19 protein-coding genes are annotated in these 22996 nt (G+C 67.9%); 12 read left to right on the top strand and 7 right to left on the bottom strand.

What is annotated here, in order from left to right:
• Positions 1 to 8 precede the first annotated feature (8 nt).
• The 3 genes from GKZ92_RS02865 to GKZ92_RS02855 all read right to left on the bottom strand — a co-directional run bounded on the left by GKZ92_RS02865 (position 9) and on the right by GKZ92_RS02855 (position 1705).
• Positions 9 to 689, bottom strand: coding sequence for a superoxide dismutase family protein (locus GKZ92_RS02865; protein WP_006358105.1), 681 nt, complete (start codon positions 687 to 689; stop codon positions 9 to 11).
• Between the two features lie 138 nt (positions 690 to 827).
• Positions 828 to 1313, bottom strand: a complete 486-nt coding sequence (locus GKZ92_RS02860) for a LytR C-terminal domain-containing protein (protein ID WP_006358106.1) — start codon at positions 1311 to 1313, stop codon at positions 828 to 830.
• Between the two features lie 47 nt (positions 1314 to 1360).
• Positions 1361 to 1705, bottom strand: coding sequence for a DUF3263 domain-containing protein (locus GKZ92_RS02855; protein WP_006358107.1), 345 nt, complete (start codon positions 1703 to 1705; stop codon positions 1361 to 1363).
• 249 nt (positions 1706 to 1954) lie between these two features.
• On the opposite strand from GKZ92_RS02855, the gene GKZ92_RS02850 reads away from it, so the two are divergent.
• Genes GKZ92_RS02850 through GKZ92_RS02830 form a run of 5 tightly spaced genes read left to right on the top strand, consistent with a single transcriptional unit; the run spans position 1955 to position 5531 of the window.
• On the top strand, positions 1955 to 2569 hold the full coding sequence (locus GKZ92_RS02850; protein ID WP_006358108.1) for a peptide deformylase: 615 nt from the start codon (positions 1955 to 1957) through the stop codon (positions 2567 to 2569).
• A 30-nt stretch (positions 2570 to 2599) separates the two neighbouring features.
• Positions 2600 to 3625 carry an N-acetylglutamate synthase, CG3035 family gene (locus GKZ92_RS02845; protein ID WP_006358109.1) on the top strand — a complete coding sequence of 342 codons (1026 nt, stop codon included), beginning with the start codon at positions 2600 to 2602 and terminating at the stop codon, positions 3623 to 3625.
• Complete coding sequence (locus tag GKZ92_RS02840) at positions 3625 to 4236, top strand: ribonuclease domain-containing protein (protein WP_035755228.1); 612 nt, start codon at positions 3625 to 3627, stop codon at positions 4234 to 4236. The genes GKZ92_RS02845 and GKZ92_RS02840 overlap by 1 nt, the downstream gene beginning before the upstream one ends.
• On the top strand, positions 4233 to 4745 hold the full coding sequence (locus tag GKZ92_RS02835; protein WP_006358111.1) for a barstar family protein: 513 nt from the start codon (positions 4233 to 4235) through the stop codon (positions 4743 to 4745). The genes GKZ92_RS02840 and GKZ92_RS02835 overlap by 4 nt, the downstream gene beginning before the upstream one ends.
• Positions 4746 to 5531, top strand: coding sequence for an exodeoxyribonuclease III (locus tag GKZ92_RS02830; RefSeq protein ID WP_006358112.1), 786 nt, complete (start codon positions 4746 to 4748; stop codon positions 5529 to 5531). It abuts the gene before it with no gap.
• 40 nt (positions 5532 to 5571) lie between these two features.
• Here GKZ92_RS02830 and GKZ92_RS02825 read toward each other — a convergent pair whose 3' ends face one another.
• Together GKZ92_RS02825 and mbtM are read right to left on the bottom strand one after the other, a co-directional pair.
• The gene (locus GKZ92_RS02825; protein ID WP_006358113.1) at positions 5572 to 6327 is read right to left on the bottom strand and encodes a siderophore-interacting protein; all 756 of its coding nucleotides are present in this window, start codon (positions 6325 to 6327) and stop codon (positions 5572 to 5574) included.
• Positions 6324 to 7988, bottom strand: coding sequence for a long-chain-fatty acid--ACP ligase MbtM (gene mbtM / locus GKZ92_RS02820; protein WP_006358114.1), 1665 nt, complete (start codon positions 7986 to 7988; stop codon positions 6324 to 6326). Before mbtM ends, GKZ92_RS02825 begins: the two co-directional genes overlap by 4 nt.
• Positions 7989 to 8321: 333 nt before the next feature.
• Between mbtM and GKZ92_RS02815 the strand changes: the two genes are divergently transcribed.
• The 7 genes from GKZ92_RS02815 to GKZ92_RS02785 all read left to right on the top strand — a co-directional run bounded on the left by GKZ92_RS02815 (position 8322) and on the right by GKZ92_RS02785 (position 20994).
• Positions 8322 to 11777, top strand: coding sequence for a non-ribosomal peptide synthetase (locus GKZ92_RS02815; RefSeq protein WP_155224976.1), 3456 nt, complete (start codon positions 8322 to 8324; stop codon positions 11775 to 11777).
• A 49-nt stretch (positions 11778 to 11826) separates the two neighbouring features.
• Positions 11827 to 12435 (top strand): GNAT family N-acetyltransferase, encoded by a 609-nt coding sequence (locus GKZ92_RS02810; RefSeq protein WP_155224975.1) that lies wholly within the window; start codon positions 11827 to 11829, stop codon positions 12433 to 12435.
• 4 nt (positions 12436 to 12439) lie between these two features.
• Positions 12440 to 14239: an IucA/IucC family protein gene (locus tag GKZ92_RS02805; protein ID WP_006358117.1), complete on the top strand. Its 1800-nt coding sequence runs from the start codon at positions 12440 to 12442 to the stop codon at positions 14237 to 14239.
• The gene (locus GKZ92_RS02800; protein ID WP_042377714.1) at positions 14236 to 16596 is read left to right on the top strand and encodes a penicillin acylase family protein; all 2361 of its coding nucleotides are present in this window, start codon (positions 14236 to 14238) and stop codon (positions 16594 to 16596) included. Before GKZ92_RS02805 ends, GKZ92_RS02800 begins: the two co-directional genes overlap by 4 nt.
• Positions 16584 to 18068 carry a condensation domain-containing protein gene (locus tag GKZ92_RS02795; protein WP_155224974.1) on the top strand — a complete coding sequence of 495 codons (1485 nt, stop codon included), beginning with the start codon at positions 16584 to 16586 and terminating at the stop codon, positions 18066 to 18068. Before GKZ92_RS02800 ends, GKZ92_RS02795 begins: the two co-directional genes overlap by 13 nt.
• Before the next feature lie 68 nt (positions 18069 to 18136).
• The gene (locus GKZ92_RS02790; protein ID WP_006358120.1) at positions 18137 to 19681 is read left to right on the top strand and encodes a pyridoxal phosphate-dependent decarboxylase family protein; all 1545 of its coding nucleotides are present in this window, start codon (positions 18137 to 18139) and stop codon (positions 19679 to 19681) included.
• Entirely contained in the window at positions 19678 to 20994 is a 1317-nt protein-coding gene (locus GKZ92_RS02785; protein WP_006358121.1) for a lysine N(6)-hydroxylase/L-ornithine N(5)-oxygenase family protein, read from the top strand. The genes GKZ92_RS02790 and GKZ92_RS02785 overlap by 4 nt, the downstream gene beginning before the upstream one ends.
• A gap of 282 nt (positions 20995 to 21276) precedes the next feature.
• Here GKZ92_RS02785 and GKZ92_RS02780 read toward each other — a convergent pair whose 3' ends face one another.
• Positions 21277 to 22251: an oxygenase MpaB family protein gene (locus GKZ92_RS02780; protein ID WP_157139139.1), complete on the bottom strand. Its 975-nt coding sequence runs from the start codon at positions 22249 to 22251 to the stop codon at positions 21277 to 21279.
• 43 nt (positions 22252 to 22294) lie between these two features.
• Entirely contained in the window at positions 22295 to 22912 is a 618-nt protein-coding gene (locus tag GKZ92_RS02775) for a TetR/AcrR family transcriptional regulator (RefSeq protein WP_035755234.1), read from the bottom strand.
• Between the last annotated feature and the right edge of the window lie 84 nt (positions 22913 to 22996).

The raw sequence follows: 22996 nt of genomic DNA, 5'->3' as shown, positions 1-22996 counted from the left end.
GCGGGTGCCTAGCTGCGCTCTTCGATGACGCCGCACGCGATGCGCGAGCCGGCGTCACCGGTCTTCAGGGTTTCTTCCTTCGGTCCACCCGGGTACTTGTCGGCCGGGATGTTGCCGAAGTTGTCGGGCTTCTCGTGGATCATGATGGCCTTGCCGAAGACCTGATCCAGCTTCACCGCGTCGGTGGTCGTCACGGTACGACCGGTGTGGTCTTCGAGGATGTTGATCGAGACCAGGTCACCGCTTGCGGGGTGGCTGGTGCTGCCGTCGACCTGCAGGTGCCCACCGGCCGAGGTGAAGGCCTGTGCCCCACCGGAACCGGCGTCGCAGGTGCCGTTCTCGTGGATGTGCATGCCGTGGAAGCCTGCGGGTAGGTCACCGTCGGTGACACGCACGCTGACCGTGACCGGGCCGTCGCCCTGGGACTCGGCCGAGAAGGTGGCCTCGCCGACGACCTTGCCGGAGGTGTCCTTGATCTCGGCGGTCGCGACCTGACCGCTGGGCTCGTCGTCGACGTTGTCCGCGGCACCCGGGGGCAGCGGCTTGTCGGAGATCACCGGCGGTGTCGTGCCGGGGACATCCGTGGGGTTCTGGTCGGGGCTGCACCCGGCCAGGGCGACCCCGATCAGTCCCGCGGAAGCCAGCGCGGCGAGGGCGCGCGACGCGGTGAGTTTCGAACGTCCGGACATGTCACTCCTTGATCACTGTCACCGGGGCTTCGCCCGGCTGTGGGCGGTTCACTGGGCGTCGGCCCAACGGTGCGCGACGACTGCACTGCGCGCTGTTGAAGTTGTGCGAATGATTCGACGATAGTCCGGCCGCGTGCGTCACGATCCACTGACCGCGGTCACCACGATCACCGGGACCCCGCCCTTGCATCGGGTGAACGAGCTGGGACGCTCCTCGACCGAGACCGTGCCGCCCAGTGCCTTCGCAAGCTCGTCGGCCTGGGCCTTGTCGGAGTCCGAGTCGTAGAAGATCGTGTTCTCGCTGAAACCGCCGGCGGTGTAGTTGCCGGGCTGGGCCATCGTGTAGCCCTTCTCCTTCAGCAGGTCACTCACATCCGAGGCGAGTCCGGACACCTGACCGGCGTTGATCACGCACACCCGCTTCGTCGTCGACGACGCGGAGGTCGACGACGTGGTGGAGGCGGGTGTCGGGGTGGCGGTCGCGGTGGTCTCGGTGGCCTGGGGTTCGCTTCCCGAGGTCGCCGCGGAATGCCAGCCGAGCCCGATGAAGACGACGGCCACTGCGAAGAGCATCATCGCCCCCGCGCGCAGCGGCAGGCGATTGGGCTCACGGTCTGCATTCATCACCGACGACCTTAACGCACCTCGGGTGGCTGACCGGGGTCAGCGTCTCAGGTGATCTCGAAGCCCAGACGGCGCGCGGCGCGGGCCTTCTGGCGCGACGCACGGAGGCGGCGGAGTCGCTTGACGAGCATGGGATCCGCGGCCAGTGCCTCCGGCCGGTCGACCAGCGCGTTGAGCACCTGGTAGTACCGGGTCGCCGACAGGCCGAACAGTTCCTTGATGGCTTCTTCCTTGGCGCCGGCGTACTTCCACCACTGACGTTCGAAGGCCAGGATGTCGTGTTCTCGGCGCGACAGACCGTCCGCACCGACCTCGTGCGGGTCGGGCTGGGCTCCGTTGTCGGGGGTGGGTTGCTCGCCGTCGTTCTGGCTACGCGCGGTTGCGCCGTCCATCTCACTCCCTCACCGATAAACCTGATGACCCTCACACCGTCGCTGACGTGCACGGAACCGGCGGGCCGATCCAGACGGAACGAATCGGACATCGGCGGCACGGCGACGAATCACAACAGTGTGGTTCGCAGACAATCTAACCACGGTCAGGGCGTCCGATCGTGCTGTGACTCGCCACGACGCACGGCCGGTCCGCGACGCCGTACCCGGCGTCGTTGCGGCGCTCTGAGCAGCGTTAGGGTGATCGACATGGCGATTCTCCCGATCTGCATCGTGGGCGAGCCGGTGCTGCACCAGCCCACCTCCCCGGTCCCACTCGACGCGGACGGCCGTCCGTCGCCGGAGGTCATCACCCTCCTCGACGACATGTTCGAGACCATGGATGCCGCCCACGGCGTCGGACTGGCCGCCAACCAGGTCGGGGTCGGGTCACGCATGTTCGTCTACGACTGCCCCGACGGCGACCGCATGGCGACCCGACGCCGCGGCGAGGTGATCAACCCGGTCCTGGAGACCTCCGAGATCCCCGAGACCATGCCCGATCCCGACGACAACGACGAGGGTTGCTTGTCGGTGCCGGGCGAGCAGTTCCCCACCGGCCGCGCCGACTGGGCACGCGTCACCGGCGTCGACCGGACCGGCGCCGAGATCGTCATCGAGGGCAACGGCTTCTTCGCCCGGATGCTGCAGCACGAGGTCGGCCACCTCGACGGCTTTCTCTATGTCGACGTGCTCGTCGGCCGCAATGCGCGCGCCGCGAAGAAGGCCATCAAGCGCAACAAGTGGGGTGTCCCCGGACTGACCTGGCTGCCGGGCGCCGTCGCCGACCCGTTCGGGCACGACGACGATGACGACGACGACTGACCGCCACTGATCAGGCCACACCGGGCGACAGTGTCCCAGCTGCACACGACGAAGTCGGGCGCCGTGATCGGCGACCGGGTCGTCGTGCGCTATCTGCTGGGTGACTCGACGCCCGCAGACTGGCGCGGCAATCCCGATGCGGCGCAATCGGATGTCACCGGCGTCCTGCTCGACGACACCGATCCGCTTCGCCTCGAACGCGACGGCGAGGTGGTGTCGATCCCCGCTGCCACCGTCACCTCGGTGCGGCTCCTCTCGGCGACGCCGGTGCGTAACAAGGAGATCCGCGCCCTGGAGGGTGTCGCGGCACGATCCTGGCCGGGAGTGGAGACCGCGTGGATCGCCGGGTGGTTCGTCCGCGCCGGACACGGGTTCAGCCGCCGCGCGAACTCCGCGATCCCACTGGACATGTCGGCCCACCCGGACGCGACGACGCTCGCCCGGATCGCGCGGTGGTACGCCGAACGGGACCTGCCGCCCCTTCTCGCACTTCCCGAGCGCCTGGTGAAGGCCGCCACCGTCGGCGGCGTCCAGGACATCGAGGTGCAGATGCTCACCTGCGACGCGGCGCCGCTGACGGCACGGCTGGCCGGGTCCCGTTCCGACGCAGTTCGTCTATCCGACGAGCCGCATGCCGAATGGCTCGCCGCCTACACCGGGCACCGTGCCGGCGAAGACACCGACGTCGAGGACGCCACCGACGCCGTACGGCAGGTGGTGACCGCCGGCGACGGGCCGCCGGTCTTCGCCGCGATCCGCGACGAGTCATCGGCGGTCATCGCGATCGGCCGCGGCGTGGTCACCGAATCCCCGGACGGCCGACGGTGGTTGGGACTGTCGGCACTGTGGACCGACCCGGAACGACGCCGGAGGGGGTTGTCCTCGCAGATCCTCGCCGAGCTGGTGGCATGGGGCGCTCAGCAGGGCGCCGCTCGTGCGTACCTGCAGGTCGAGACGACAAACCGCCTCGCCGGCGCCTGGTACCGCCGACTCGGCTTCGGCCTGCACCACAGCTACCGGTACGTCACCCCCGACCCCGCACCCCAGGAACTCTGATGCCAAGCCGTTCACGCTCGACGCCGGCCGTTGCCCAACGCCGCCGGCAGGCGGTGATCACCGCGGCCGCCTTCGTCGTCATCGCGCTGGTGTTCGCGATCACCTGGTTCATCAACAGCGGCAGCGATTCCGGCGCCGACGAGTCGGTCACCGCGGGTTCGGCCTCGTCGAAGAGTTCGACCGTCCGGACGTCGGCCGGCAAGACCACTGCTGCCACGTCGACCACAGCCGAGTCGACGGCCCGCAACACAACTTCCGAGACCACGGCCCCGAAGTCGAGCAGGACGAGGACCTCCACGGCGAAGACGCCGGCACCCGCGGCGGCCCCCGCGCACGTCACGCGCACCCTCGCGCTCATCGACGCCGGCGAGTGGCCGGAGGCCGCCCGCGCACCGGGGACGAAGGGCGGGATCACCTTCCGTAACAACGAGCGTCGTCTGCCGGCCACGGATGCCGACGGCCGCCGTGTCGCATACCGGGAATGGGACGTCAACCCGAAGGAGCCCGGCCGCAGCCGGGACGCCGAGCGGATCGTCACCGGGAGCGACGGAACCGCCTGGTACACAGCCGATCACTACCGCTCGTTCATCCTGATTCGAGGACCGTCATGACCTCGCACGACGATTTCGGCAGTCGCCTCCGCCGTTTCCTCGACGGCGCGGGGAACGACGGCCCGGCGGTCGGACTCACGCTCTCCCCGGAGTTGCCCGACCTCGGTCCAGGCGTCCGCCTGCGCACCATCAGCGGCACCGCGGCGACCACCACCGGGGCCATGTACACCGCCTTCGCGCGCGTGTGGGACTTCCCCGATCACTTCGGCCGCAACCGAGATGCCTTCGACGACTGCATGCGCGATCTCGACGCCCCCGATGCCGACGGCCGCACTCCGGCTTCCATCGTCACCCACGTCACCCAGGCTCACCGCCTGCTCGACGAGGACGACGCGACCTTCACCTGGTTCGCCGACTCGATCGGCTTCTACCGCGATCACTATCGCGACCTGGGGCGGACTTTCGCACTGGTCCTGTCGACCTCCTCGTCACGCGCCTCGGCCGTACGCACGCGCTGGGACGGCGCCGGTGTGCCGGTCGCCGACCTCGACAGCATCGGGGAGTGCTGAATGCGGTTCGCCACGTGGAACGTCAACTCCATCCGCGCACGATCGGAATCGGTGGTCGAGTGGATGGAATCGGCCGATATCGACGTCCTCGCGATGCAGGAGACCAAGTGTCACGACGACGCTTTCCCGCTGATGAGCTTCCTTGCGTCCGGGTACGACGTCGCCCACGTCGGGCAGGGCGCCTACAACGGTGTGGCGATCGCATCGCGAATCGGACTCGACGCCGTCGAGATCGCCTTCGACGGGGTACCCACGTATCCGGTCGACAACCAGCCGATCCGTGAGGCCCGCGCGATCTCGGCGGTGTGCGCGGGAATCCGGGTGTGGAGCCTGTACGTGCCCAACGGGCGGACACCCGAGGACCCGCACTACGAGTACAAGCTCCGTTGGCTCGACGCCCTCGGTGACCACATCGCGTTGCGTCTGGCCCACGACCCCGCCGCCGAGATGATGCTGGCCGGCGACTGGAACGTCGCGCAGACCGACGACGACGTCTGGGATCGCACGTACTTCGAGGGACGCACCCACGTCACGCCACCGGAACGCGCTGCGGTGCAGCGGTTCCTGGACGGCGGCCTGGTCGACTCCGCCCTCCCCTATGCCCCGGGCTACACGTTCTGGGATTACACGCAGTTGCGGTTCCCCCGCAACGAGGGCATGCGCATCGACTACGCGTTCTGCTCACCTGCACTCGACACGCGTGTCATGGGCGCGCACATCGACCGCGAGGCGCGGAAACGCAAGGGCGCCAGCGATCACGCGCCGGTCGTCTTCGACCTCGGATAACCCGCTCCCTGAGGAGCGAGCTTGCGAGCGTCTCGAAGGGTCAGGCGAAGGACTTGCCCGGAATCCAGTAGGCCTGTGCCTTCACCGACTTCTTGGGGATGCCGTACTCGTCCTTCAGCGACGCCGCGACCGCACGGGTGCTCACCGAATCGAGTGCGACCCAACCGAAGTGGTCGCCCGCGGCGAATGCCGAGGACCGCACCGCGTCGACGAGGGCGACGCCGTCGTGTTCACGCGCGATCCAGTGGATGGTGTCATGTGCGCGGGCCCGCACCGGCAGGGCCTTGTCGCTCTCGTGCTGGTACTCCAACCACAACGTCGCGGGCGTCTCCGGTCTGCCGGAGGCACCGATCGCGTCGAGCAGCGAGTTGATCGCCGGGAGCGAGGCCGGGTCGCCGGCGATGATCCAGCCGCGGACCTCGTCGCCGGGCATCGTGAACTTGGAACCCATCACGGTGGCGGTGATCGTGTCCCCGACCCGCGCGTGCTGAGCCCAGCGGGCCGCGATGCCGTTGTGGAGGGCGAACTCGATGCCGAAGGTGTCGGCTGCGGGATCGGCGTCGACCAGGGTGTAGCCGCGCTGGTGGAGTTTGCCCGCGTCGTCGAACCACATCCGGATCCACATAGTGGGGTGCAGTGCCCGCTTCGCCAGAAGACCGCCGCCGGTGAACGTCAGGCGCACATAGTGATCGGTGACGACCTGGGTGCCGGTCACGGTCAGCTCGAAGTCGTCGCCGCCGAGGAGTTTGAGGACGGCGCCCTGCCAGCCGCGGCCCTTCGTCGCGACTTGACTCACTTCTGTCCGATGGTTTCGAACGCCCCGTCCTCGACCATCTGCCGGGTCTCGAGGCGACGGATCTTGCCCGACGTGGTGCGCGGAACCGCGTCGGGTGCCACGAAGATCACCTCGGCGGGCATGATCCCGCACGCCGACGCCACCTCCGAGTTGACCTCGGCGCGAGCCTTGTCCGGGTCCGAACCCTTGTACTCGGCGAGGATCACCAGACCCGGGCGCGACGAGCCCTCACCGCGGGCCATCGCGACCACACCGCCCCGGCGCACGCCCGCGACCTCCGCGGCGGCACGCTCGATCTCGATCGGGAACAGGTTGCGGCCGGCGACGATGATGACCTCTTTGGCGCGTCCACAGATGACCAGTCGGTCGTCGATCAGGTAACCGAGGTCTCCGGTGGCGAACCATTCCCCCGCACCGAGGTCGGGGCCGCCGAGATAACCGCGCATCATCGAGGTACCCCGGATCTCAACGTGCCCGACCGAACGCCCGTCGATGACCGGAACGTCCACATTCGGTTCGACGATCCGAACCTGCATGCCGCCCAGCGGCTTTCCGAGGAGCGCGTATCGCCGGCGGATGGGTTCGCCACCGCCGGGCGGGGTCACGGTGACCTCGTCGTAGTGCGCGCCCTCGCCGACCGCGGGCATCGTGACGGCACAGGCGGATTCGGCCATACCGTAGGCGGGTGCGGCGGCCGAAGGCTCGAAGCCGAACGGCGCCGTGGCCTCCAGGAACTTGTCGAAGGCGTCGGCGTCGATGGGTTCGCCGCCGCTGATCGCGACACGGAGGTTCGACAGGTCGATGTCGCGCAGGAGCTTTCCGTAGCGTCCGAGGATGTCGTAGGCGAAGTTCGGGGCGGCGGTGACGGTGGCCTTCGTCTCGGTCAGCCACTGCATCCACTTGAACGGCGCGGCCGCGAAGGCCGTGTTCGGCACCACGTAGGCGGGGATGCCCGTCGTCATTCCGGCGAGGAGGAACATCAGTCCCATGTCGTGGTAGAGCGGCAACCAGGTGAACCCGGTGTCGCGGGTGCGGTGCATACCCAGGCGGCTCACCAATTCGATGGCGTTGGAGTACACCGCCGACGCCGTGAGGACCGCGGTCTTCGGATCACCGGTCGATCCGGCGGTGCCCTGCAGGACCGCGACGCTGTTGGGGTTGACATTGCGGGCGACGAAGCCGCTGGTGTCGGCGGCGATCCCGTATTCGGCGACCCTAGCGATGCGGAGCTGCCCGTCGACCTTGGTGAGCAGATCGAGCTGGGAGCCGCTCCCGAGGACGGTGCCGACGCCGATCGAGACGAATCGCCTGTAGGTGGTCTCCGCCCAGCGGCTCTCGTCGGCTCCGCGGATGGGTCCGGGCAGGATGCTCACCGGAACGCCGGCGAGCCATGCGCCCTGGATCGCAGCGATGAGGTCGACCGTGGGATCGCCGATGAGACCGACGGCGAGCGGCTCGTGCAGGTCACTGTCGGCGAGGAGCTGCACCGCGATCTGTTCGGCGCGCGCGTGAACCTCGCGCCAGGGCGCGATCACCCATTCGCCGGATTCGGAGTCGAGCACGGACAGCGTGGTGTCCCCGGCCAGCATCGCCTCGCGGACGGTCGCCGCGAGGGTGTTGGTCGAGCCTGTTTCCTCCAGAACCACGCTGCTCTGCGACATGTTCGTTCCCCGTTCTCGCCGACCGCGTGTGTCGGCTGTCGTGTTCGTGTGGATGCGTCCGGTTCGCATGTATCGCGCGGGTCGCGGCGCCCGGTGTCGGCCCGCCACCCTTGGATAGGTTAGCCTAAACTTCATAGCGCACAAGAGCCCGTCCACCGTCGATGGCGGCGTGATTCAGATCATCTGGCCAGACGACGGTCCGCAACTTAGGCTTACCTAAGTCTAGTGCCCGGAGCGGGCGTTTCGTACAGCGACTAGTTAGTATAACCTACCCTAAATTGGGCAGAGTGCTCGAGTGAAAGACGTTTCCGACCCGCGAGAGGCAATCGGCTGATGGCCACGAATCCTGAGATGACTCCCCCCATCGCGGACCTCGTCAGCCCCGCCGACATCCGGGCCCAGGTCGCTGCCGCCCTCGGCGTCACACCTGAGTCCCTCGACCCCACCGGAGACCTCATCGCCCAGGGCCTCGACTCCCTGCGCATGATGCGACTGGCCGGCACCTGGCGCAAACGCGGCATCGACATCGACTTCGCCCGCCTCGCCGCCTCCCCCACCCTCGACGCCTGGACCGCGCTCCTCGGCGGACCGTCGACTCCCGCGGAGATGAGCGCATCGCCGGAGAACGTCGATCCCACAGCACCTTTCCCACTGGCGCCGATGCAGCACGCCTATTGGATCGGACGGTCCGACAGCCATGCGTTCGGCAATGTGGCCGCGCACCTCTACATCGAGTTCGACGGCCACGGCCTCGATCCCGACCGCTTCACCACCGCCATGGGTGAGCTGATGGAGCGTCATCCGATGCTGCGGGTCCGTGTGCTCCCCGACGGCACGCAGGTCGTCGGGCCCGCACACCCGGACGCGATCGCCGTTCACGATCTGCGCAGCCAGTCGGCCGAGATGGTCGAGAAGATACTCGCCGAAACGCGTTCCCACGGAACGCATCGCACCCTGCCCGTCGAAGAGGGCGCGGTCATCCGCGCGGAACTGAGTCTGCTGCCCGACGGGTCCACCCGCGTGCACCTCGACGTCGACATGATCGCGGCCGACGCCATGAGCTACCGCGTCCTCGTCGACGACTTCGCTCGCCTCTACCGCGGGGAGACCCTGCCCGAACTGGGTGTCACCTTCGCGACGATCACCGCCGACCGAACCTCCCGCGAGATCCGCGACGAAGACCTCGCCTGGTGGCGGGAGCGCATCCCGCACCTGCCCGGACCGCCGGAACTCCCGCTCGACGACCGCGCCGCCCGCGGCGAGGTGGAGCCGCGCAGCGTCCGCTTGCACCATTCGGTCTCGGCCTCGGAATGGAAGCGTCTCGAGGAGCACGCCCATCGTCGAGGTGTGACCCCCGCGGCCGCGGTGGCGGCGGTCTTCGCCGAGGCGGTCGGCACCCATGCGGCGAATTCCCGTTTCCTGCTGACCGTTCCGCTGTTCGATCGTCCCCGGATCCATGCCGACGTCGAGCGTGTGGTCGGCGACTTCACCTCGTCGATCCTCGTCGAGGCCGACCTGAGCGAATCGGCAACGCTCGCCGAGCGTGCACGCCAGATGCGCTCGGCGATGCACGATGCCGCTGCTCACGGATCGATGAGCGGTCTCGACGTCCTCCGCGAACTCGGCCGAGCCCGAGGCGAATCCGTCATCTCGCCGGTCGTGTTCACCAGCGCGCTCGGGCTCGGCGACCTGTTCTCCCCTCAGGCGACCGACGTCCTCGGCGACCCCGCCTGGATCGTGTCGCAGGGGCCCCAGGTGCTGCTCGACGCCCAGGTCACCGAGATCGCCGGGGGACTGCTCCTGAACTGGGACGTCCGGGTGTCCGACCTCGACGAGTCCACTGCCCGCGCGATGTTCGACTACTACGTCCGGCTTCTCGGTCTCCTCGTCGACGGCGAATGGGATGTCCCGGCACCCGACCCGGTCGCCGATGACGTCCGTGCACAGCGACTTTCGGTCGAGCGACCGCTGCCCGACACCGACACCTTCGACGGGACACTGCACGGCACGATCTTCGGTCGCGCGGCGCAACGGCCGACGACCCCGGCGGTCACCACCGATTCCCGGACGTGGACGCACGGCGAACTCACCGACGAGGCACTTCGGGTGGCGGGCGCACTCGCCGCCGCGGGCGTCTGCACCGGCGACACCGTCGTCGTCAACCTGCCCAAGGGTGGCGACCAGGTCGTCGCCGCGCTCGCCGTCCTGGCCGTGGGCGCCGCCTACGTGCCGATCGCGCCGACGCAGCCCGCGACCCGACGAGACCGCATCGTCTCCATCGCCGGACCACGCGCCGTGCTCACCGCCGATGTCGACGCCTGGACGGAGTCCAACGGCCCCACCGTCATCGACCTCGACGCGGCACGCACCTCAGCACCGGTCGACCCGGTGGAGGTCACCGGCGAGGAGTTGGCCTACATCCTGTTCACGTCCGGATCGACGGGACTGCCCAAGGGCGTCCAGGTCCCCCATCGCGCCGCGGTGGCCACCATCTCCGACCTCGTCGACCGTTACTCGATCGACGCCCGTGACCGCAGCCTGCAGGTCTCCTCGCTCGAGTTCGACCTCTCCGTCTTCGACATCTTCGGTCTCCTCGCGGTCGGCGGCGCCGTCGTCGTACCCGGCGACGACGAACGCACCAAGGTCGATGACTGGGTGCGACTCCTCGCCGAACACTCGGTGTCCGTGCTCAACTGCGTGCCGTCGATCCTCGGGATGATCCTCGACATCGATTCACTGCCGCCATCGATGCGGATGATCATCATGGGCGGCGACAAGGTCGACGTCTCGCTGCTCGAACGAGTCGCCACACAACTGCCCGACTGCCGCGTCGCCGGACTGGGCGGTACCACCGAGACCGCCATCCACTCCACCATCTGCGAGGCGGACGACGTCCCGGCCGGAATGGCGTTCGTGCCCTACGGTGTTCCGCTGCGCGGCGTTCGCTGCCGAGTCGTCGACGAGACCGGCCGCGATCGGCCCGACCTCGTCCCCGGCGAACTGTGGATCGGTGGCGCCGGCGTCGCCGACGGTTATCGTGGCGATCCCGAGCGCACCGCCGATCGTTTCGTTCATCACGACGGCGAGAAGTGGTATCGCACAGGCGATCTCGCCCGGTACCTACCCGGCGGTTTCCTCGACTTCCTCGGCCGCGCCGACCACATGGTGAAGGTCCGCGGCTATCGCGTGGAGCTAGGCGAGGTCGAAGCAGGCCTGCTCGCTCTCGACGAGGTCGCGTCGGCGGTCGCCTGGTCCGACGGCCGGGATCTTCAAGCCGCGGTCGTTGCCGCCGGAACGGTCATCGACGAGAACGCGATCCGGGACCGTCTGTCCGAGTCCCTTCCGCCGCACATGATCCCGCGGACTGTCACCGTCCTCGACGCGTTGCCTTTGACCGCGAACGGGAAGTACGACCGCAAGGCCCTGGCGGCACTCGTCGACACCACCGAGGGCGGCCCACAGGTCGTCGCACCGCGCACCCCGCTCGAGGAGGCGCTCGTCGTGATCTTCTCCGAGGTGCTGCCCGTCCGGCCGATCGGCGTCACCGAGGACTTCATCTCACTCGGCGGTGACTCGGTGCAGGCCACCCGACTCGTGGCCCTGTCCCGCACCTGGCTCGACGCCCCGCGACTGTCGGTCGCCGACATCTTCGGTCACCGGACGATCGCGGGTCTCGCCGAGCGGCTCACCGCCCTCGAAGGCACCCGGGTCGAGCGGGTCGCCGCGATCCTCCTCGACGTCGTGGCCCTCTCCGACCAACAGGTGGATGCCGAACTCGCCGGCACCTGACGCATCCAGCAGGCCCGCTTCCACCAGACACCCCGACAGCAAAGGCATCATGACCACTTCATCGGCACCCACGTACGACCTGCACTCGGTCGATCTCGACGACGTGTCGCACGCCATCACGGTCCACGGGTGGCTGACCCATCCCAAGGCCAAGTACTGGGACATGCTGGAGAGCTCCGTCGCGGACGTGGAGAAGATGATCCGGGACACCGCGGCGGCAACGGCCGGTACGCCCTACGGCATGCGCCTGGGCTACCACGACGGGCGGCCGCAGTTCCTGTTCGAACTGTACGATCTGCAGACCAGCGAACTCGCCGACCCCGCAAGCGGTTACGTCCACGCCGAGGGCGACATCGGGATGCATCTGCTCGTGGCCCACTCCGAGCAGGCCCTGCCCGGCTTCACCGGCACGGTGATGCTGCACATCATGCGGACGGCGATCCTCGAGGTCGGCGCCGCGCGGGTGGTCGTCGAACCCGACGTCCGCAACACCGCGGTGCACCGCCTCAACGCGAGCGTCGGCTTCCGGGTCGACGGCGACTACCCGGTCGGCAACAAGACCGCACACCTGAGCTACTGCACGCGAGACGACTTCCTCCGCGTCACCGCCGGCGGCACCAGTGTCGGCGCCGTCGAGGTTACGGACCTGGGAGCGTAGCCCGTTGACGATCGAACAGATCCGTCCCGCACGGACCGGGCAGACGGACACCGTGTCGTATCGGCAGGTGTATCACCGCAGGATCGCGCGGAAGATCCTGGCCGAGTTCTCCCACGAACGCGCCTTGAGTCCGGTCGAGACCGGCCCGGGTCGCTACGTGGTCGGTTCCGCCGACGGCCGCACCGACTATCACTTCCGTGCCGAGGTCCTGTCCCTGGAGAACTGGGCGATCGAGGAGTCCTCGTTGCGCCGGGTGCGCGATGGGGAGGAACTGCCCGTCGACGCCGTCGCGCTGGTCGTCGACCTCGCCCCGATGCTCGGCATCGGCCCGCAGGCGCTACCGGAGTACCTCGAGGAGTTCATCAGCACTCTCGCGATCAGTGCCGACCGGCCTGACGAACGACGCATCACCGCAGCCGATCTCGCGCACGCGGACTTCCAGACCATCGAGAGGACGATGACCGAGGGTCACCCGTGCATCGTGGCGAACGCCGGGCGCCTCGGCTTCAGCGCCGACGACATCGACCGTTACGCACCGGAGGTCGGCAACCACTTCCGGCTCGTCTGGGTCGCCGCCCGCCGTGAGGACTGCGACGTGGCGACGGTGAGCGGCGTCGACTACGACGCCATGCTCGTCGACGAACTCGGCGCCGACACCCTGGCGGAGTTCGATACAGTGCTTCGCGAATCCGGTTGTGATCCCGACGATTACCGCTATCTGCCCGTTCATCCGTGGCAGTGGACGGAGAAGGTCCGGAAGCTCTACTCGGCCGATCTCGCCGACCGCCGCATCGTGTTCGTGGGCGAGAGCCCCGATCTGTACCAGGCGCAGCAGTCGATCCGCACGGTCTTCAACGCGACTACGCCCACCCGTCACTACGTGAAGGGCGCCCTGTCGATCGTGAACATGGGCTTCACCCGGGGCATGTCGGCGGACTACATGCGCACCACCCCGCTGATCAACAACTGGGTCCGCGGACTCGTCGCCGACGACCCGTATCTCGCCGCAATCGGCTTCGAGATGATCTTCGAGGTCGCCGCCATCGGTTACCGCAGTCCCACCTTCACCCCGATCACCCAGCCGGGGTCGGAGTACCGCAAGATCCTCTCGGCGCTGTGGCGCCAGAGTCCGGTCACACTGGTGCGTGGCGGCGAGCAGCTCTCCACCATGGCCGCGCTCCTGCACGTCGACCACCACGGCGACCCACTGGTGGGCGCATTCATCGCGCGGTCGGGGATACCGGCCGCCGAATGGATCCGGCGCTACCTGCGCACATACCTCCACCCGATCGCCTACCTGCTGTACCGGTACGAGCTGAAGTTCTCCCCCCACGGCGAGAACCTGATCCTCGTTCTCGACGAAGGGGTTCCGGTCCGCGCGATCCTCAAGGACATCGGCGAGGAGGTGTCGGTCTTCGGCGAGCCGGAGGATTTGCCGGAGAGCTGCGCTCGCGTCCTCACCACCGAGCCCGACGAGATCCGCAACCTCGGCGTGCTCTCGGACGTCTTCGACGACTACCTGCGTCCGCTGGCGGATGTCCTCCACACCCACCGACTCGTGACCGACGAGGAGTTGTGGGACCTGGTGGCCGACAGTCTGCGCGAGTTCGTCGACACGCATCCCGATCTTGCCGACCAGTTCGCGAAATGGGATCTCTTCGCACCGGAGTTCGGCGCGGTACACATGAACGGCCTGCAGCTGCGGAACAACAAGCGCATGGTCGACATCGAGGACTCCTACGCATCCCTCGTCGACGCCGGACACCGGCTCGTCAATCCCGTCGCCGAACGGGGACGCCAGTGACCGTCACGACCCCGGCACCCGACACGTCCCCCGCGGAGATCCTGCGCGACGCGCACGGCATCCCGCATGTTCTGGCCGTCACACCGGCCGACGCGCTGTACGGACAGGGCCGCGCCTGCGGGCAGGACCGCCGCTGGCAGATCGAGTTCATGCGTCTGCGCGCCGAGGGGCGTACCGCCGAGGTGTTCGGCGAATCCTGCGTCGAATGGGACACCTTCGCGCGGCGCGCCCGGCTCGACGCGGTTGCCGAGCAGATGTACCACGCGTCGTCCGACCGCACCCGACGCCTGCTACGCGCCTATGCCGACGGCGTGAACAGCACCCTTGCCGAGACCGCGCCGCCCGCACCGGAACTCGCCGCACTCGACCACGAGCCGGAACCGTGGCGGCCGTGGACCCCGATCTCGGTCTTCATCATGCACCACGTTCTGTTCGGCCGGTTCACGACGAAACTGTTCCGGCTGCACGCCTGCCGCGCGACCGGGTCGGATGCGCTGCGGTTCTGGGCATTCGAGGGCAGCGAGCACGATCCGACCGTGCCGCCGATGCCGGACCAACAGTTCTTGCGCGAGATCCTCGACCTCACGCGGCCCACGCCTGCCGCGGGTTCCCCCGTCGGTGAGACCGTCAACCTGGGTGATCCGATGTCGGGCAGCAACGCATGGGGGGTGTCCGCCGCCCGCAGCACGACCGGGTCCCCGATCGTGGCCGGCGATCCCCACAGGTTCCTCGAGCTGCCCGGCATCTACGAGCAGTTCCATCTCGCCTCGACCGATCCGGCACAGTCCTTCGACGTGGTGGGCTTCGCCTTCGCCGGTGTCCCCGGCGTTCCACACTTCGCGCAGGGCCCCGAGATCGCCTGGGGCATCACGAATGCGATGGCCGACTACCAGGACCTCTACGTCGAGCGGTTGACCCGCGACGAGGACGGGACACTTCTCGTCGAGGTGCCCGGCGGACACCGCGTCCCGGCGACCGTCCACACCGAGCAGATCGCCGTCCGCGACTCCGCATTTGTTGCCGTCGAGGTGATCACCACCCACAACGGTGCCGTCGTCTTCGGCGGTCCGGACGAGCCGTTCGCGATGAGCCTGCGGTCGCCGCTGCTCTCCGAGGACGTCACCTTCGACGCCCCACTCGACCTCCTGTTCGCCCGCTCGGTCTCCGACGTCGAAGCCGCACTGTCGTCGTGGGTCGAACCGGTGAACCGCGCCGTCATCGCGCACCGCGACGGGACCACGGTCACCCACGTGGCCGGCCGCGTTCCCGTCCGCGCCCCGGAGAACTACTGGCTCCCTGTTCCCGGCTGGGACGAGCGCTACCAGTGGAAGGGCTACGAAGCCGGTTCGCTCGGCGACCCGGGCTTCGATCCGAAAGTCGCCGACGGCGGTGTGAGTGTGACCGCGAACCAACGGATTTCCGCGGTTCCTGCGCTGCAACCGATCACGACGGAGTGTGTGGAGGCGTTCCGCGCCGATCGGATCACCACCCGCCTCGATGCTCTCGACACTGTCGATCCCGAGGATTGCGCCGACATCCACCGCGACGTCGTCCTCGACCAGGCCGCGGTGGTCCAGCAACTCCTCGCCCGGGTCGTGGGCAATTCCCCGGCCGCCGAGGGCATCCGGCAGCGCATCCTGGCCTGGGACCGCACCATGGCTGCCGACAGCACCGACGCCTTCCTGTTCGCCGAGTTCCGCAGCCAGCTCGTACTCGGCGTCGCGCGCACCGATGCCCTTGCGCCACTGCGCGGTCCGCACGGCTTCCCCGCCGTGTTCCAGCCGTGGTTCGTCCCGGAACCCCGCCTCGCGACCGCGATCACGACGATGATCGCCAACTGCACACTGATCGGGATCGACATCGACGAGGTCGCAGCCGCCGCGCTCGACGCCGTCGTCGCCCGCACCGAGACGATCGGACACGTCCCCGACTGGGGCACCGTGCATGTGCTCGCCCCGATCCACGGGTTCGATCTCGTCGGCGCGTCGCCTCGCCATCCGGAGCTGTTCGCGACGCTGCGACCCACCCCCCTGCCCCTTGCCGGGGATTCGGAGTGCGTGTTCGCCAACGCATCTGCGGTCGGCACCCACGTGTGCATCACCGGCTCCGCTGCCCGCTATGTCTGGGATCTCGCCGATCCGCACGCGAGCCGTTGGGTGGTGCCGCTCGGCGCTTCCGGCGACCCGGACTCCGAACACTTCCAGGACCAGGCCCGGTTGTGGGCCGACGGCCGGCTGATCCCTGTCGCCCGCGACTGGGCGGCCCTGCGCGCACAGGACGCCGAAGCCACCCACCAGACCACTTCGACCGCCACTCCCACTGCCACTCCGACGAAGGGGGAATCGTGCCCACGTTGACCGAAGCGCGACTCACACTGCTGCGCCGACGGATCGCGGAGTCCGGCGGGGCGCTGTCGGGTCCGGCCGATGAAACCCGGCCCGACACGCGCACCGAGACCCCGGCCTTGTTCGGACAGTTCGGGATCGCCGAGCGCCGGATGTGGAAGATCTACGAGCTCGACCCGGAATCGGTGTCCCACAACATCGGTCTCGTCCTGGAGTTCGGTGGCAGTCGCACCGTCGAATCCGTGGTCGCCGCGGCGGAACTGCTCGTCGAGCGTTTCGAGGTGCTGCGGTCGGTCGTCGAGGTCGACGACGCGGATGTGCCCCATCGTGTTCAGGTGCAGCGAGAAGGCCAGTGGGACACCGAGCATTCGGTATGGTCCTGGGGCTCCGAGGATGTCGCGGACGAGTCGGCCGACACCGACCCGGCAGAAATCGACCCAGCAGAAATCGACACCGTGGCAACGCGGATGACGCGTACACCATTCGACCTGTTCTCCGAGGTGCCGTTGCGCCTGCGTGTGTCGGGACGGGACGGAGAGGTGACGATGATCCTGGTCGTCCATCACCTCGCGGTCGACGACACCTCCTGGCCACTGCTGCTGGGCACGCTCGTGTCGGGCGAATGGGCGGGGGACGCCGACGCCGATTCCCGCCCGGCAACCCCGGATGCCGCCGCCGCGACCGAGGCTGCCGAGTCCGCTGTGCGGCATGCGCTGTCGACCTGGGCCGCCGAGGACGTGCGTCACCCGCTCTCCGGCGAACTGCCCGCCGAGAGCGCCGCGGAGAGCTGGCTCTCCCCCATGGACGATCGTGCGGGCCTCAAAGTCGCCGCCCCGGTCGCCGACGAATCGCTGACCGCCTTCGACCGGGTCGCGCAGACGGTCGGCGCGACGCCGAATGCGCTGCTCATCGGCGTGTGCTCGCTGGCCGCCTACGCGCTGACCGGCGCATCCGACCATGTGCTCGTCGTCCCGGCCGACAATCGACGACGCTCGCAGTCGCCGCATCACATCGGCTACTGCGGCAACATCATCCCGATGCGTTTCCGCGTCGATCCGACCGCGACCGTCGAGCAGACCCTGCGCACCGCGGCCGCGGTGATCTACCGGGCGATGGAGCACTCCGGCACCGACTTCGGGCCGATCCTGACCGCACTCCGTCAGCAGGGCGGACGGTTCCCGATCATGGAGATCATGGCCTCGGTGCGGCCCGCTCCGCTGCGCGGCATCCCGCAACCCGACCACGCGCCGGTCACCTGTCGATCGGTGTTTAACGGCATCGCGAACTATCCGTTGTCGATCGCCTTCGAAGCCGACGACCACTCCACCCATGTGGAGGTCGACCACCAGCCCGGAATAGTTCCGGACCACATCGCCGTACGCTCCACCGGGGTGTTGACCGCACTCGTCGATCTCATCCCCGCCGCGCTGGACGGCACCGTCGCCGAACTCCTCGCGAACCTCGAGAGACGAGTCCCGGCGTGACGGAACGACACTCGCACAGCAACTCAGCACAGAACCGGACAACCACCGAAGATCCAGGGGGGAACTCAGTGACCGAAGACCGCGAGTCTACTTGGGGGGCTTCCCGTTTCGCCCGACCGGGACAGGGCTGGGCGAACATCGGTCGCGGTCTGACCGAAGCAGCGGAATCGGTCACCGACCACCACCACGGAGCGCCACTGCCCGCCGGGGATCCGGTGTCGGTACTCGCCGCGGTCAACGGCTCGCTGGGTGCACCCGGAATCCCCGAATCCGGGATCGGTGAGTCCGCGGCCCTGTCGCGGCTGGCGCGGCTCGTCGCCGAGTTCGGTCTCGACCTCACCCATCCGCTGACCACAGCTCATCTGCAGCCGGCACCCCTGTCGGTCGCGGTCGCCGCGGACGCGCTCGCGAGCGCCACCAACGCCTCGCTGGACACATACGATTCGGGGCCGGCGACCCTCGCCCTGGAGACCTGGACCGTGCAGTCGCTCGCCCGCATGGCCGGTTTCGGCGAACAGGCCGGCGGCGTCTTCAGTCCCGGCGGTTCCATCTCGAACATGCTTGCGCTCATGATCGCCCGCGATCACACCGCGGCCCGTCGTGGCGTCGACGTCCGCCAGGACGGTGTGGGCGCGCTGCGCCGGCCAGTGGTCTTCTGTTCGCGCGTCGCCCACTTCTCGGTGCACCGAGCGTGTGCCGCACTGGGTCTCGGCGAGTCCGCGGTCATCCCTGTTGAGGTCGACGCGCACCACCGGATGATCCCCGAGGCCTTGGAAAGGGCGATCCGACAGGCCGGCGAGGTCACCCCGCTCGCCATCGTCGCCACGGCCGGAACCACCGACTTCGGTACCGTCGACCCGCTGCCCGAGATCGCTGACATCGCCGAACGACACGAGATCTGGCTGCACGTCGACGCCGCCTACGGCTTCGGCACCCTGTTCTCCGATCGCCTGTCCGGACTCCTGAGAGGCGTCGACCGCGCGGACTCGGTGACCCTCGACCTGCACAAGGTCGGCTGGCAGCCGGCCGCCGCCAGCCTCATGCTGCTGTCCGATGCCGACCGCTTCGTGTCACTGAACCGTTCGGTCGCCTACCTCAACCCGGACGACGACGTCGAGGCAGGCTACAGCGGTCTGCTCGGCCAGACCCTGCAGACGACTCGTCGTCCCGACGTGCTCAAGGTCGCGGCCACGCTCTTGGCGTACGGACGCCGCGAACTCGGCGGGATGCTCGAGCGGTGCAACGACCTCGCGGTGTACGCCGAACAGCGCGTCGCCACCGAACTGCAACTCGAACTGATCGCCCCGGTCACGTTGACCACCATCGTCTTCCGCTACCGCTGCGCCGACCTCGACGCCGTCAACGGCGAATTGCGACGCCGTCTCATCACCGACGGCAAGGCCCTGATAGGGCGCACCCAGGTGCGGGTGCCCGGCCAGGACGAACCCCAGACCTGCCTGAAGCTGACCCTTCTGAATCCGGAGACCTCCGAGAGTGACATCGACGAGCTGTTCGACGAACTCCTGCGTCTCGCAATCGAAGTGGAGTCCGAGAGCACCTCGGTCGCCGGCGACCAGGCCCGCAGTGAAGAAATGGTGAGGGTATCGGAATGACCCGTGTAGAGAACGTGGATGTCCTGGCGATCGGCTGCGGTCCGTTCAACCTGGGGCTCGCCGCGCTGGCATCGACCGTCGATGACCTCGACGTGCTCGTCGTGGACTCCCGTGACGAGTTCCGCTGGCATCCGGGCCTCATGTTCGACGAGGCCCGACTCCAGGTGGGATTCTTGTCGGACCTGGTGACCCTGGTCGACCCGACGCATCCGATGTCGTTCCTGAACTACATGGCCGACACCGACCGAATGTACCGGTTCCTGGTGCGGGAGAACTTCTATCCCACCCGCATCGAGTACGAGGCGTACCTGCACTGGTGTATCGGTCGACTCGACACCCTGCGCTGGGGCACCACCGTCACCGAGGTCACATGGGACGACGAGGCCGACGCCTTCGCCGTCACGATCGTCTCCGGCGGCACCACCACGACCGTGATCGCGCGCCACGTCGTCGTCGGCGTCGGCACCGAACCGTTTGTGCCGCAGGCGTTGTCGTCGGGCTCCCCGGCGGTCGTCCACAGTTCCGACTACCTGTACCACCAGGACAAGGCCCATGCCGCGGACTCGGTGACCGTCATCGGTTCGGGACAGTCGGGCGCCGAGATCGTCATCGACCTGCTCGAGGCCAATCTCCGCGGCGGCCCGTCCGTCCGCTGGTGGACCCGTACGCCGTGGTTCGCCCCGCTCGACTTCACCAAGATGTCGCTCGAGATGACCACCCCGGCGTACATGGACTACTTCCAGAGTCTGCCGGAGGCGGCCCGCGATCGGATCCGCCCGCAACACTGGCAGTTCCACAAGGGCGTCTCCAGCGACACCCTCGAACGGGTGCACGAGCTGATGTACCAGCGGCAGCTGCGGGAGAAGCTCAACCCGGTCCAGTTGCGCATCTCCACCGAGGTCGACGGCATCGACACCCTTGCCGACGGCAAGCTCAGGGTCCGTGGGCGTCACCTCGACACCGGTACCCAACTCGCACACACCACCGACATGGTCATCGCGTGCACCGGCTACCAGCCCCGCCAGACCCCGTTCCTGGCCCCCATCGAGCCGCAGCTGCACCGTGATTCGCGCGGCCGCCTCGTCGTGGGCGCCGCGCATCAGGTGGAAACCGAGCCCGCGCTGACCAATCGGTTGTTCGTGGCGAACGCCGAGGAGCACGCCGTCGGCGTCTCGGCCCCCAACCTCGACATCGGCGCGGTCCGCAACGCCCGAATTCTCAACGCCGTCATGGGCCGCGAGGTGTATCGACTGCCGAAGGACACCGCTTTCACCAGCTTCGGGATCGACGACTCCGACGGCGTCGTCGGCTGAGGAGTTCCGCGAGCAACGACGGCCCGGCCCGCAGTGCGGGTCGGGCCGTTCTCCCGTTGAGGGTTGATCGGGTGCCCGGGTCGCTCCGAACGCGGACGGGCCGCAGGTGCCGACTCAACTCTTATCGTGCGGCCTCCGGGAGGCATCGCGATCAGCGGCACAGATCACACACACCAAGGTTCGTACCAGGATCTCCCAGCGCGAGCTGCGACCGTGATCTCGCGGCGACGGGGGTGACAGGGACCTCATCGCCCGAGGCGGCGCGGGGACTGCCGCCCGAGGTTATGCACCTGCGGGCGCCGGATGTTGTGGTGCAAGTTCAGGATCGGGACGGAACGAAGTGAGCTGTGTTCCCTCGAGATCGCTGACGAGCTGCTCGTACTGCCAGCGGTTGTATGCCAAGGGAGCCATGCTGATCCGCTTCGGGAGGCGGTGATAGAGGACGGGAAGTACGCGACAGATGATCGCGTACTCGATCCGGCGGACCTTGTTGAACGGAAAGCCGAAGACGTCGCGCACCTTGGGTCGACTGATGGCCATCCCGCACGTGATGGCCACCTCTCCTGCCACGCGTGAGATCAGCGGCCAGACGGGTCGCAGTGCGGTCGGCAGGTCCTCGGGGGCCGGCGGCGTCGCGAACAGCTTCCGCCCGACTTCGAGCATGTAGGTGTCCGTCAACTCGTTGTCCAGCAGGTCCTGGTAGTACTCCATCGCCTCGGCGTATGAGCGCGGCAGCCCGGATGACCTGCCAGAGAACGACAACGACCCCATCTTGTCCCAGACCACTCGGTAGAAGATCTCGTTGTCCTCATCGGTGAGGGGATCACCGGTGATAGGAGTGTACGAGTTCCGATACAGCAGAAACATGCTGAGGTACACCAGGTTCCAGGCTCGAGGCGAGTAGGCGCTGTACGGCCTGCCATCGCGGCCCTTTCCCTTGACCTCGCGATGAAGTGTCTTGAGGCGATCGAGGTGCCGGGCGTTGACCTCCGCGTCGCCCCACATTACGAGCTGCCCGGCCGCCAAGGTGCGCATGTTGCGCTCGAGTGGCCGGTTCTCGTACCGGCCGGTGGCCCACGTCGCGTCCGATACATCGTGCTGCATGCCCTGGTCGACGTATGCAGCCGCGAACAGTCCCACCAGCCGTGACCCGCAGAACCACCGAAACTGTTCATACCGTTTCTGTGCGTGTCCCTCGAGCGGCGGTCCGTCGACGGTGATATCGGTGGGAGACGCTGTGGAAATTGATTGTGCCATCTTCATTCTCCTCGGGAGCGGTGCCTGGTTGTCAGGTGGGCGTTCAGGGGATGAGCGGGTGCAGAATCACACGGACCATCCGTCGGATCGCATCGTCGTCCGTGGTCGGTAGGCCGATGTCGGGCGTCAACCAGACGCTGCCGATGAAGCGCAGCAAGACCTCGGCCGTGCCCGTCGTGTCGACGTCGACAGCGAGTTGTTCGGCGCAGTCGGAAATCCGATCGGTCAGCATGAGTAGCTGCAGTTGGGCGAGGTCGGGATCGCGATGGATTGCGACAGCCGTCCCGTCCTCCACGAGCCGGGTCCCGATCGGATGGGTCCGCGCAGTACGAACGGCAGCGACGATGATCTCCACCAAATGCTCACCCGGATGAGAGACAGCAGCGACAGTCTCCGCGAATCCCTCGACGATGCGAGCCAACTCGAACGAGAACGCCCGTCTGATCAGTTCGTCCTTGGACTCGAATCGACGGAATACCGTCGCTCGTCCCACCCCCGCACTTCGGGCGACGTCGGCCATCGTCAGTCGCGCGGTTCCGTAGAGCGCGATGCACCGAAGGGTCGACTCCAGGATGGCGCTGTCCACTGCGTCGCTTGTGGAGGGTGCGCTGGTCAGGCCCTCGATCACGAGTCGGGCATGTGGTGGGGTCGTGATACTCATGGTACGAGAAGAGTATCGTGCGTCTCATCGATCGCGCAGGTGTTTACGGAACCGGGTTTGCACACGAGATACCGCGGACGGGTG

This window comes from Gordonia sp. 135 (assembly GCF_009720185.1).
Classification (GTDB): domain Bacteria; phylum Actinomycetota; class Actinomycetes; order Mycobacteriales; family Mycobacteriaceae; genus Gordonia; species Gordonia alkanivorans.
This window is presented reverse-complemented; position numbering and strand designations above follow the sequence as displayed.